The sequence below is a fragment of the Microbacterium marmarense genome (genome assembly GCF_037204165.1).
GTDB lineage: Bacteria > Actinomycetota > Actinomycetes > Actinomycetales > Microbacteriaceae > Microbacterium > Microbacterium marmarense.
On record NZ_JBBDGL010000001.1, the window covers coordinates 34,909 to 47,490 of the forward strand.

General features: G+C 61.7%; 10 protein-coding genes. 2 read left to right on the plus strand and 8 right to left on the minus strand.

Annotated elements, in window-relative coordinates; genetic code table 11:
- Position 1: 1 nt before the first annotated feature.
- From WDU96_RS00135 to WDU96_RS00145, 3 genes are read right to left on the minus strand one after another with little or no spacing between them, the layout of a single operon-like run.
- The gene (locus WDU96_RS00135) at positions 2-1,057 is read right to left on the minus strand and encodes a Gfo/Idh/MocA family protein (RefSeq protein ID WP_337336455.1); all 1,056 of its coding nucleotides are present in this window, start codon (positions 1,055-1,057) and stop codon (positions 2-4) included.
- Positions 1,054-1,197 carry a hypothetical protein gene (locus tag WDU96_RS00140; RefSeq protein ID WP_337336456.1) on the minus strand — a complete coding sequence of 48 codons (144 nt, stop codon included), beginning with the start codon at positions 1,195-1,197 and terminating at the stop codon, positions 1,054-1,056. The genes WDU96_RS00135 and WDU96_RS00140 overlap by 4 nt, the downstream gene beginning before the upstream one ends.
- Positions 1,198-1,200: 3 nt before the next feature.
- The gene (locus WDU96_RS00145; protein ID WP_337336457.1) at positions 1,201-2,643 is read right to left on the minus strand and encodes an L-fucose/L-arabinose isomerase family protein; all 1,443 of its coding nucleotides are present in this window, start codon (positions 2,641-2,643) and stop codon (positions 1,201-1,203) included.
- A 165-nt stretch (positions 2,644-2,808) separates the two neighbouring features.
- Here WDU96_RS00145 and WDU96_RS00150 point away from each other — a divergent pair, with 165 nt between their 5' ends.
- A complete protein-coding gene (locus WDU96_RS00150; RefSeq protein WP_337336458.1) occupies positions 2,809-3,840 on the plus strand; it encodes a LacI family DNA-binding transcriptional regulator in 1,032 nt (343 codons plus the stop codon).
- On the opposite strand, the gene WDU96_RS00155 is transcribed toward WDU96_RS00150, so the two are convergent.
- The 5 genes from WDU96_RS00155 to WDU96_RS00175 form a co-directional block, all read right to left on the minus strand.
- Positions 3,831-6,233 (minus strand): family 78 glycoside hydrolase catalytic domain, encoded by a 2,403-nt coding sequence (locus tag WDU96_RS00155; protein ID WP_337336459.1) that lies wholly within the window; start codon positions 6,231-6,233, stop codon positions 3,831-3,833. The two genes, WDU96_RS00150 and WDU96_RS00155, sit on opposite strands and share 10 nt — an antisense overlap.
- Positions 6,208-7,725, minus strand: coding sequence for a sulfatase family protein (locus tag WDU96_RS00160; RefSeq protein WP_337336460.1), 1,518 nt, complete (start codon positions 7,723-7,725; stop codon positions 6,208-6,210). The genes WDU96_RS00155 and WDU96_RS00160 overlap by 26 nt, the downstream gene beginning before the upstream one ends.
- A 63-nt stretch (positions 7,726-7,788) precedes the next feature.
- Positions 7,789-8,613, minus strand: a complete 825-nt coding sequence (locus WDU96_RS00165) for a carbohydrate ABC transporter permease (protein WP_337336461.1) — start codon at positions 8,611-8,613, stop codon at positions 7,789-7,791.
- A complete protein-coding gene (locus WDU96_RS00170; RefSeq protein WP_337336462.1) occupies positions 8,610-9,554 on the minus strand; it encodes a carbohydrate ABC transporter permease in 945 nt (314 codons plus the stop codon). The genes WDU96_RS00165 and WDU96_RS00170 overlap by 4 nt, the downstream gene beginning before the upstream one ends.
- A complete protein-coding gene (locus tag WDU96_RS00175; protein ID WP_337336463.1) occupies positions 9,554-10,885 on the minus strand; it encodes an ABC transporter substrate-binding protein in 1,332 nt (443 codons plus the stop codon). The genes WDU96_RS00170 and WDU96_RS00175 overlap by 1 nt, the downstream gene beginning before the upstream one ends.
- A 184-nt stretch (positions 10,886-11,069) precedes the next feature.
- Here WDU96_RS00175 and WDU96_RS00180 point away from each other — a divergent pair, with 184 nt between their 5' ends.
- Positions 11,070-12,572, plus strand: coding sequence for a sulfatase family protein (locus WDU96_RS00180; protein ID WP_337336464.1), 1,503 nt, complete (start codon positions 11,070-11,072; stop codon positions 12,570-12,572).
- Positions 12,573-12,582 lie beyond the last annotated feature (10 nt).

Sequence of the window (12,582 nt, forward strand, 5' to 3'; positions counted from 1 at the left end):
TTCAGTCGAAGACCTTGCTTGCCGCGTGGATCTGTCGGCGTGCCTCGTCGATTGTCTCCAGAATCGAAACTGTTTCCGCGTGGGTGTGCAGCGGCGATTCCACCCGCCCCTCATCTACAAAGCGAGCCAATGCTGTCGCCTCCCAGGAGAGTCCGTCGAAGCCGGCCAGTCCGGTCTGGTCTCTCCACGCACGTGACTCGCTGCCGAAGACGGCAGTGTCCAAGAGCCTGAAAGAGCTGGGCGCGAAGAAAGGTGCGGAAAGTTCGACACGGGCCTCGCTGCCGGCGACGACCGCGGTGATCGGTGTACGAGTCAACATTCCGGCGCTGAGTACCGAGCGCCGCGCGCCCTCGTAGGTGCAAGCAAGCGTCGCATACGCATCCACTCCGGTGGAAGTCAGAAAACCCTGTGCCACGACCTCGGTCGGGGCCCCCAAGACTTCAGAAGCGAACGCGATCGGATAGATGCCCATGTCGCCGAGGGCACCACCGCCGAGTTCGGGCCTCCAAAGTCGGCGCGAAGGGTCGCGTGGGACAGCCTGTCCGTGATCGGCGAGGACCATCTCGACATCGCCGAGCACTCCCTCGGCGACAAGGCCGCGGATGACGCTTGACTGCGGCAAATAGCGGGTCCACATCGCCTCCATTGCGAGCACGCCCGCTTTGCGCGCAGCGGCGAGAAGAGTTGTCGCGTCCTCGGCGTTGGTCGCGAGCGGCTTTTCGATGAGCACGTGTTTGCCCGCCGCGATCGCCAGCAACCCGAGTCTCACGTGCTCTGACGCCGGGGAAGCTACGTACACCACGTCGATGTCGCCGCGCGAGACCAGCTCCTCGTAAGACCTCGCCGCGTGTGGAATGTCAAAGCGTGCCGCGAACTCCAGAGCCCGCTGAAAAGAACGCGAGCCGACGGCCACCATCCTCTGGTCGGTGAAGCGATGCAACGCCTCGACGAACGCGGAGGCAATTCCGCCAGGAGCAAGCACGCCCCATCGCAACGACGGAGCGCTGTCACGTGAGAAGGTCTTTGCGTCAGGAAGACGGGATGGAAGTCGACTCATCTTCGATCGAGACCGTCTCGAATGATGCCCTTCGTGGCATCACCGAGCGGAACGGGTGGCGACACTTCGCGAAAGGCCTCGATCGGAGCCGGGCCGTTGCCGTGTTTCGGAGTGAGCACGGCGACAACAGTGACTGACATCAGTCAGACCAGCCGAAAGTCGATACCGAGAACGGATGCCGCCGCACGATATGTCGCGGCGCGGTGTCCTGTCGACAGGCTCCAGTGGTGCCCGACACCGGTCGCCGACCACGCATCGACCCACTCACCCGGGTCTCGACCGAAGTCCACGCGACTCGTGGTGTTTCCGATCTCCAACAGCGGGCCCGGAACGACTTTGCCCTCTGAGGCGATGAACGACAACGAGCCATCGCGGTCCTGACCCAGGCCAAGAAGAGTCACCGGACCATGTTGCACGTCGAATTCCACCGAGACACCCCATCCACGCTTGCCGTGGTAAACACCGAGGCCGCGAAGAAGCGGATCACGGGCCGACACCGCGAGGTGCGCCGGTCCGTCATGGCCCATCTCGACAACATCGTCTTCGAAGTTCAGCGACTGAATCTCACAGAATGACCCGCCCGCGCCGACGACCTGGGTGGCAAGCTGCGCCAGCGTCGTCCGTAGTTCATACTCTCCGGTCGTCGGGATGCCACGGGCGGTGAGAAGAGACGCGCCGAGAATCATCCCCGCGCCAAGGCGCTCGTGCTGTTCGCCGTCGAGCCCGCGATGGTAGTAGGCAAGTGAGTCAAGATCGAAGTCTTCGACTAACCGGTCCAGCCCCACTGACACTCGCGCCCCCCAGGCGAAGTCTTCTTCGACCACAGTCTCGTCGAGAGTGAAGATGCTACGAGCAAGCGCCATCCGCTCGGCTACCTCTTGCTCGGTGACCGCGTCAACACGCACCCGTAGGTCGTCAAACTCAAGCACCTCAACGTGGGATCCGAAGGTCGCCGGAAGCAAGGTCAGATCGGTCGAGACATCAAGCATTCCCGGGTACACATGTCCCATCAAGCCGTGACGTGCGTGCCTGAGCGCCGCGCGCACATGTGCAGCCGCGATCCACTGCTCAATGCGCCGCCACGCGGACTCCTGGCGCAGGTATCCCGACACAGACCGGAAAGGGATGCCCGCGCGCATGAAAACATTCCCCACCTCGGGAACCGGGCACTGACCGCAATATGCCAGCCAACTACCGGTGTCGAACGAGGCGTGGTCCATCTTCTCGGTCGGCTGCAAGTCGATGACGAGCACGGGCGCGCCCGAGCGCTGCGCGATCGGTAGCACCATCGAACTGGTCAGATATGTGGTGAGGAAGAGCACGATAAGGTCGCAGTCGGCCCTGCGAAGGGCTTCAGCCGCGGTCGCACCCTCCTGCGCGTCCGAGATGAATCCCACGTCTGTGACTTCGGCGTCCATCTCCGCGAAGCGTTCTGACACATACCGGGCAGATTCCTGCAGCTGCGGCAACAAGTTCGGGAACTGTGGCCAATAGGTTCCGAGTCCCCCAGCGACCAGCCCGATCCGCGGCTTGCGGCGCGAGGCGGGAGGGAGCAAGGTGCTCATTTGGGTTGTTGTCGAAGACATGTATTCCTTCTTTCCTATAGACGAGGCCGGGCGGGTCGCTCTGTCTGGTGTCTAACCTGCAGCCAAGCGGGCCTGTCGAGGCGCACAGCCGCCGTCGAACGCGACATAATTAGGTGCGCCCGCGTAGAGCGATGCAGTAGCGGGCATCACGGGAGGTAGTGGTCGATGTCGCGGGGGCGAGTTCACATCAGAGACGTTGCCCGCATCGCTGGCGTATCGGTCGGCACTGTGTCGAACGTGCTCAATGGACGCACGAGCGTGAAGCCCGAACTTGTCGCTCGTGTGCATACGGCGATGCGAGACCTCGACTACGTGCCGAACAGTCACGCGCGGCAACTTTCGTCGGGCGCCAGCAGGACGCTCGGCTTGCTCGTTCTCAGTAGCTACGACTCGTTCTTCAATACGCTCGCCGAAGTCGCAGAGGACGCCGCTGAGAAGGCAGGTTTCTCGGTGCTTCTCGGAGGCAGTTCGCAGCGAGCTGAGCGCGAAACCCGCTATCTCGATCTGTTCGAATCGCAGCGAGTCGGCGGGATCATGCTTGCGCCGATCGACGGAGTGACACCTCGCATGCGGTCCATACAAGCTGGGGGCACCCCGATCGTCCTGCTCGGCGTTTCGGAAGCCGAACCGAACTTCAGCGTCGTTCAGTCGGACGCCGAACGTGGCGGTTACCTCGCCGTGCGCCACCTTATCGAACAGGGACGCAACCGCATTCTCGTGGCCGGTGGTCCGATGCATCAGGTGCGCGGGCGTGTGGATGGTGCGACTCGCGCCGTCGCCGAATCCCCCGGTGTGCGGATGGACTACCTTTCCACGGTCACCCTCACCATCGACGAGGGTCGCCGCGTGGGCGCACGGATTCTCGAGACCCCGCCTGAGCGACGCCCGGATGGGATCTTCGCCGCCAACGACCTGTTGGCCATCGGCTTGATGCATGAGATCACCAGAGCAGGCGCAATCCGAATCCCCGACGACCTGAGCCTCATTGGTCACGATGACATCGAGTTCGCCGCCACCGCTCAAGTGCCGTTGACCACCGTGCGACAGCCCGTCGAGCTGATGGCGCAGGCCGCCGTCGACATCACCGTCTCCGAGATCGCAGCAGGCACCGCAGAGGAGCATGCTCGACGCGTCTATTCGCCCGAGCTCGTGGTGCGCCACACGTCGTTGCCCACGTCCGTGGGTGTTCATCGGTAGAGCGCGCCGCCGCCCTGGCGTCGGAGCTCGAATTCGTGCCCGCCGCGGGAGAGTTCGTGAATCTCTCCGCGCACACGCACACGAGCGGCATCCGACAGGTTCACCCGATAACGAATGAACTCATTTCCGACCTTCTCCCACTCGACCTCTGCGGTAGCGGCTCCGGCGAGATTCGCCAGTCCTGAGATCCTTTCTCGTCCAAGGTCGTTGACCCTCAGGTCCGCGACGGGCCCGCGGTCATCGATATCAAGGTGCAGACCGAGCCCCCAACGCGACATCTGCCACGTCGGTGCGCCACCCCAATAGTGGCATTGGCTCCAGCGCTCGTCGAAGACCTCCCACCACGTCGTGGCACCGCGGTCCAGCATCCATCCCCAGCCCGTGCGCCACATATCTGCGACTTCTTGGCCTCGGCCGGTGTCAAGCAAAATGGGGAAGGAGTAGTTCGTGAAGTACGGCGTGGCAGCACCTGGGCGCACCTGAGTCCCATCGCGAAGTCGGGCTGCTTTGGAGTCGAAGGGAAAAGCCCTTGAGACGTGCTCCTGGATGTACTGCGCGGCGCCTTCCGGGTCAACGATGCCGCTGTGCACGCCGAGCGTCCATGAGTGGTAGGGGTTTGCCGGGTCGACCATCCATCGCGTCAGCACTTGCGCGAGTCGCTCTTCTTCGGCCGCGTATCGCGCCGCCTGCTCGGGCTTGTCCAGCAGTTCCAGCCAGCGCCGCCAGCTGCGCACTGCCTGATGCACATGAGCGATAACGGCGAGGTTCGGTTGGTCGTTCGGGACGCCGTAGCCCCAGTCGACGAACGACCAAGGAAGATGATGTTTTCCGTCGACATCAACGCACGCGAGAAGAGCGCCGATGTTCGCTTTCGCGCTCTCCTCGAGTTCGCGAAGAATCGAGAGGTCACCTTCAACCCGAGCCACGTTGATGCAGGCGGTGACCCACTGGGCAGCGTACGTCCCGAGATACAGCACTTCCCCTGGTCCGCATCCCGAGACCAGGCCATCGTCACGAGCCCCCGCGGCAGAATGCAGCAGTGCGCGACGCACGAGACGCACATCACCCCACCCCGCGCTCAGCAAATGCAGCGCACTCGAGACCACGTCACCGACCCACTCGCCGCGCTCGCGGACCGAGTCGATCAGGCTATCTTCTGCGGTTGCTCGCAGTGTCTCGAGCCCCGTCATCCAAATGCGATCAAGGAGTGGGTCACCGGACTCGAATCGGCCGGTGGGTGCTCCGAGAAAATCTCTTTCGATGAAGCGGGCGTCGGTGACTTCACAATCGAGACCACCTCTCACCCTTACTTCGACGTATCGGCCACCCAAGGACTGCAACGGTTCAATAGTGGTCTCGCCCGAGTCGACGGTGAAGTGTTGGAGCATGCGCGTGGGGCCTGCAGAGAGCGCGACGACTGGCGAGGGGCGGCCGTCGGGTGTCAGTCTTTCGGCGAAACCTACCGTGACCTCCGCCCTCGCGGAGGAGGCGACCTTCAATGCGACTGACCCCACTCGAACGCGCCCCAGGTCGTAGCGAAACCACTGTCCGTCTAAGTCATCTAGCGGATCGGGATTGTCGTCCGCGAGCAGAAACTGGGTGGCGATGTCATCAAACTCGTACCCCACGTACGTGTCGCGATACGTTCCTGATGCGTGCGGTGTAAGAGGGCGCGAGCGCCAAGCGGGAAGAGCAATGTCCGCGCGTGTGGCTTCGGATCCAAGCACCGATAGATCGACTACCGCCGGCTCTGACCATCCGGCGTGCAGGTCATCATCCCACCAGGCGCCGGTGAAAGGAACCGCCTGCCACTCAACCCAGCCGAGCAGCGGGCTGACGCGCAAGCCTGTGGCGTGATACTCCTCCAACTCCCTGCCCCGCCACACGAGTGGCACCTCAACGTCATCGCTGGCTATCAGGCGCACCCAGCCGAAAGGCGGCAGCGCGGCCGACATGCGGGTCGTGAGAAGCTCGGCCTGCGCGTGCAGCGCGAACCGATGACGCCCCGCAGGCAGGTCGATCTGTTGTTCGTGATACTCCGGGAGCGATGGCGCGTAACGTAGCGGACCGTGAACGACGGTCTCGGCGTCAATACGAAGCCGGAATGCTCCTGATGCCTGCACAGCAAGTCGATACGTGCCGTCGGCAGGCACAACCACGTCAGCGACGAACCCCACGTGTTGGTCGGGGCGCGCGTCCCTAAGCCAAAAGGCGCCAGGAAAGGTCGGCTCAAGAGCACGGCGCACGGCACCGGCGGGCCGTCCGTCGAGGCCCGAATAGCCGTGCGGCTCGATCTGAACACCTTCGACAAGTGCGTGGATGCTGCGAGGGCTGTCTTGGGGACGGATGATCTGTCGCGTTTCGACGTCACTCATGGCTGATCTCGCTGTCATTCTGGGGGTCTACAGGAGCACCCGACTGCTCAAGGACGGGCGGGCTGCCGGGCGCACCATGGGTGAAGGTTGCGAAACTCGTCGCGGTATGAGCAATGAGCTCCGCCATGAGTTCCGCTCGCACGGCCAAGTGGGCCGGGTCCTCGAATACGTTGCGCCACTCGCGAGGGTCGGCCTCGAGATCGTACAGCTCGCCTTGCGCGCCGGCCTTTTTCGGATCGACGAACATGATGAGCTTGTAGCGAGGGGTACGCCACATCCACGCGGGCGCTGGCTCGTGCATTTCGGCGAACGAACCGGACCGGCGAGCCCGCCTTAACAGCGACGTTCCGACAGCGCGAGCATGGATGTCGAATCCAGCGGTTTCGGTGATGGTGGGATACACGTCTACCAATGCGGCGGGCCTCTCGTCGATGGTCCCGCGCAGGTGCGGCGCGATCGCTGAGCCCGACAGCACCAGCGGCACGCGCACGCTGCTGTCGTAGAGGCAATACTTGGAGAACTGAAAGTTACGCTCGCCGAGCAGTTCACCGTGGTCGCTGGCAAAAACAACAAGTGCGTTGGCGAGCCGCCCACGCGCTGCGAGCCTGTCGAGCGCCTGACCGAACAGCGAATCCAGCCAACTGCAGTTCGCCCAGTAGCGCAGTGTTGCCCGGCGTCGTTCGCGGAGGGGCATCGCACGCCACGCGTCACGCCATCGTTTACTGCGGGCCCCGAGGAACGGAGAGTTCTCGTCCCGCACGCGGATATGGTCGTAACGCGATTCGTCCCAGGGCGGGACCTCCAGATCGGGAATCTCGTCTATGTCATACAGATCCTCGAACTCTGCGGACGGGTTGTGCCCAGCGTGCGGCTTGACGAAACTGAGATAGAAGAAGAGCGGCTTGTCAGTATCGAGATCCGGTCCGTCGAGCCACTCAAGAGCCTTCTCCGCGATCCAACCGTCTGGATGATTGCGCATGGGAATAGGCGAGGTGGCACCAAAGTAGCCCACCGGTTCTTCCTCCCCTGGCCCGTAGTCGCGCGTCATCTGCAAATACGCGGCACGACCGTCAGGATCTTCTTCTTCTTGCCAACCGGCAGCGCCGACCTCCAGCCCGAGGTCTCGGGTGCCAACGACCCGCACCTCAAATCCCCGCGTCGAGGGGGTGTCGGGGGTGCGCCCCCAGTGGGTCTTGCCGAACCCTGCGGTCAAATAGCCGGCGTCGCGCATAGCTTCAGCGATCACCGGCGCCGCGATCGCGTCGTCGCCCGGAGTAGCCGCTTCGTTCGAGCGCACACCGTTCTGTGACGGGTACATCCCCGTCATGAGCGAGTGACGGCTGGGCACACACATTGGTGCTTGGCACGTTGCCTGCGGAAAGCGAATCCCGCTCTGGATCAAACGATCGAGGTTCGGGGTCTTGATGAGGGGATTGTGTGCGCCAAGGGCGTCCCAACGCTGTTGGTCGGTCATCAGGAAGATGATGTTGGGTCTGTCATCCGCGGTCATCGTGGATACCTTTCAAAAAAGACGGTGCGCTTGCACGAGCCTGCGCGTCGATCGCGGCGCAGATCACTCGAGGCCGGAGCCCACGATTCCGCGGGTGAACCAGCGCTGGAAGAGCACGAAGACGAGCAGGACTGGCACCATGGCAACCACGGCCGCAGCGAATCCAACCGATGGCGAGATATTGCTGAATTCGCCCTGCGCTAGCGGCGCGAGAGCAAGCGTGAGAACTCTGGTATCGGGTCCCGGAGCGGCCACAAGGGGCCAAATGTACATATTCCACGCGGTGAGAAATGTCACGACCGAGTAAGACGCAATCACCGGCTTCGCCAGAGGCAACGCAATGGAGAAGAAAGTGCGGAACCAACCCGCGCCGTCCAGCCGTGCCGCCTCGATGAGTCCTCCTGGGAAGGTCACGAAGAACTGGCGAAACAGCAAAATACCAAGAGAGGCATGGCCGACGACAGGAAGAATCAGACCTGCGAATGAGCCGATGAGACCCAATTCGAGCGTGACGATGAAGGTCGGAATAAGAGTCAGGTTTGCGGGCAGGAAGATCGGAACTACGAACATCGCCAGAAGGAATCCGGTCCATTTGAGTGGCATCTTGGCGAGGGCGAATCCTGCCGGAAGGCAGATGGCCAACTGAAGGACAAGTACCGACACGACGAAGATGAAAGTGTTCAGCACCGTGCGTGGAGTGAGATACCGCCACGCCTCGGCGTAGTTCTCCCAAACAAGCTCAGTGGGCACCAACTTGGGCGGATACTGCGAAATTTCCTGGAACGACATGAGCGAACCAGACAGCAAGTACAACAGTGGGAATGCCGTGATGAGGCCGAGCACGACAATGGTCGTGTAGCGCCCGAAACGGGTTTTCGTGGAGTTCATCGGTTTGCCCTCGATCCCAGAACGCGCCCGAGAGCAACGATTCCGACGATGAGTAGAAGTTGGAAGATCGACAGCGCGCTGGCGTAACCGACGTCCTGAAAGCTGAATGCCTGTTCGTACGCGTACAGTGCCAGGCTGCGGGTCGCCCCAAGGGGCCCGCCACCGGTCATAATGAGCGCCACGTCGAGCGAGTTGGCGACGAAGTTGATGATTTGAAGAACGACTACCACAAGAGTCGTCGGCATCACATTCGGCCAGGTCATTGACCAGAGCGTGCGCCACGCACCCGCGCCGTCCAAGGCTGCTGCGGAGTAGATATCTTCGGGCACTCGTTGCAACCCGGCCAGGTAGAAAATGATCACGATCGGCAGAGCGAGCCAGACCATCATCAACACCAGTGACGGCAGCGCGAGTGCTTCGCTGTTGAGGAAATCGACTGGCGGTAGCCCAAACGCGCGCAACAAGGCTGCGATCGGACCCTGTCGAGGGTCGTACATGAACGACCAAAGGACGGCGGAAACAGCCACCGACAGGACGACTGGAATGAAGTACAGCACACGCCAGACGGGCACACCAGGCATGTTCACGTTGATCAGCACTGCGATCATGAAGCCGAGTAGCACCGTAGGGATCACACCGAGCACGACGTACTGAATAGTTACGCCCAGCGCTTGCCATACGTCAGGATCAGCGATCAGTCGGGCGTAGTTGTCGAATCCGACGAAAGTCGGAGGACGAAAGAAGTCCCACTGCATGAAGCTCAAGGCGATGCCTACGATCGCCGGAATGATCACAAAGACGGTGAACATCACGACGGCGGGCGTGAGCATGCCCCAGCCTGCGAGAAGGTCCAGTCGGCGCGCTCGGCCACCCGCCGGGCGCGGGGATTTCCCCGCGCCCGAACCGGTGACGATGCGCTGTGTAGCGCGTGTATCAGTCATTACTTCAGAAGCGCGTTGAGCGAGTCCTGAGCTGCAGTGAACGCGGACTCAATCGATTCATCGCGCAACATCACCAGCTGAATCGCCTCTTGAAGCGCCGGCAACACCTCGGGTGCGACGTCGGCGGGATACGGCTGCTGAAGAATCGCGTCCTCGATGGAGGTTTGCACAGCAGGTACGAAGTTCGCCGGAACAGCTGGCGGGTTCTGCTGCCAGGTGCCATTCTCAATTCCGTCGGTTGTCGCGGGGATCACGCCGTCGTCCTTCGCGACCTCAAGACCGCCGTCAACCGAGTAGAACCAGGCGAGGAACTCCCACGCTGCGCTCTTGTTCTCAGATTTTTCGCCGATCGACAGCGAGTATGCGCCACCACCGGTCGTGCGTGTGCCGTCGATGACAGGCATCGCAGCGACATCCCACTCGCTTTGCATCTGCTCGCGCAATGCGGCGATGCGAGCCGTCGACGCGACTTCCATCGCGGCTTGCTCGCTCGGAAAGAGATTCTTGCCCGGGTCGTTTGCCAGCGTCGAGTAAGGGACGCCGAAATCATCTGTGTACGGCTCGAGCAAAGTCGTCCACGCTTCGAGGCCGGCGGGGTTCGCGAACACGAACTCCCCGGCGTTCGTGTCATACATGTCGCTTCCGTACGCACGAATCACTGGGTACCACTGGAAAGGAGTCTCCGCGACACCGAGGGGTGTGACAATACCGAAAACGTCGCCGCCCGAGCCTTCGTAGATGGTGCGTGCAGCGTCATACATCTCGTCGTACGTCCAGTCTTCAGACGGGAGTTCAGCGCCGTATTCTTCGAACTGCTCGATGTTGTAGACAATGACACCGCTGTCAGCAGACACAGGAAGACCAGTGATGCGGCCGTCTTCGCCCTCGAACAACCCTAGGAAGTTCGGTGAGAACTCCGCAGAATCGAGTCCGGAGCGTCCTTCGTCGAGCCACTCGGACATGTCCCAGAGCAGCCCGTTGGCGTCGAGGGTCTGGTTGAGTCCACCCGTGTTGAAAAGCACGTCCGGCACGGAGCCGCTAAGGTTCTCGGTCGCGAGTTGCTGAGTGTAGTCAGCCGGCGACTCAGCCACGGCTTGAACTGTGACGTTGATGTCGGGGTTCGATTCTTCGAACACGGCAGCATATTCCTCGAACTGAGGAACGAGAGATGCGATCATGCCGACACGAATGTCGCCGCTTGCCGTTGACGAGTCCGTGGTGTCGTCGCCCGACGACTCTTCTCCGGACGAGCAGGCGGCGAGCGAGACGGCGAGGATAACCGCGCCGCTGCCGGCGAGAAGCCGACGAGGGAATTTTGGTGAAGTAGCCACTGTGACAACCTTCTTTGCTTGGGACAGGGAATCCATCGGAATGAACCGATTCACGAGAGCGTATCAGGCTCACCCGTGCTCGCGGTAGCCCCAAGAGTGTTCGCATCTATTTTGATCAGTATCTTCCAGCAATACCAACAACTTTGCTTGTCTCCGCAGGTTTTCCTGTGCCAGAATCAGGCATATGAACCGGTTCACTGCTGAACAACAAGCACCCACATCCAGTGCGGTATCTCCGCAACGACCGAACCTCGTGTTCATTTTCTCCGATCAACAATCGCGCGACATGCTCGGCGCGTACGGCCTCAGCGACGTGAAGACGCCCTATCTCGATCAGCTCGCAGCAGAAGGTCTGCTGTTCGATCACGCAGTGTCGAACTCACCCGTATGCACCCCTGCCCGCAGCATGCTGATCTCGGGGCAGCATCCGCTCTGGAACAACTGCTTCACGAACGATCGTCGTCTTGCGACCAACCTCGGTGACTCATTCGCCGAAGTCACTCGTGACGCTGGGTACCGAAACGGCTACGTCGGCAAGTGGCATCTGTACGGCGGCGACAGAAACCGCCCCATCCCCGCGGGGCCTGATCGCCACGGATTCGACGACACGTTCCTGTCCAACAACTGCGCGGTCAACTACGACCCCGACAATGCCTTCTATTGGGACGGCGATGAGAAGGTCCTCTTCGGCGGCTGGGAGGTTGAAGGCCAGACCGATCAGGCCGTGCAGTTCATTCATGAGCAGACACCTGATGAACCCTTCACACTCTTCGTATCGTTTCACGCGCCCCACAACCACAACGGCGGAGACGATGCGAAGTACACGTCGTTCGACGCGCCGGAAGAGTTTAAGGACATCTATGATCGCGACGCGCTGACGCTGCGCCCAACAGTGCCCGTAAATGAGCGCACTCGTCTGATGACGCAGGGTTACCTCGCACTGTGTAGCGAAGTTGACGCTAACGTCGGGCGCATCCTGGCAGCTCTCGATGAGCAGGGGCTACGCGAAAACACCATCCTGGTCTACACGAGTGACCACGGCGAGACCTTTGGCGCCTTCAACAACCATTGGCACAAGTCGAGTCCCGAAGATGTCTCGGCGCGAGTGCCGTTGATCGTTACGCTGCCGTCCGGACGCGTCGAACCGCGGCGCTCCGACTTGATCGTCGGAACAATCGACCTCATGCCCACCCTCCTGGGCCTGATGGGTCTTGAGGTTCCAGAGCACGTGCACGGCAAGAACCTCTCGGCGGAGATTCTTGAGGGCGATGATGACGCCGTGGAATCAGCTCCACTGTTTTACTTCACCACACCTTGGCGCGGCGTCTACACGAAAGAGTGGACCTACTCGACTGAGAACATCGATAGATCCGACGGCACCGAACCGCACCCCGAGTCCGACGTCGGCCGCACCGTTCTTCTTCGCCGGATGGACACGCTCTTCCATCGAGTCGATGACCCCAATCAACTAGACAACCTCTTTGGCCACACCTCGCTTCCAGGGCGGCCTGGGACCGGTGAAATCCAAGACAAGCTGCACTCGAAGCTCGAGGAGTGGCTGGCCTACTTCGAAGATCCCTTTCCCAACCAACACGAGCTGTGGTCGTTCGTTGGATCCGACACAGAGCCGCCTATCACTCTGATGCGCGAGAAGAGCGGCGTCACTCGTGGTGCACTCCCCCGGTAGTCGGGCCCGA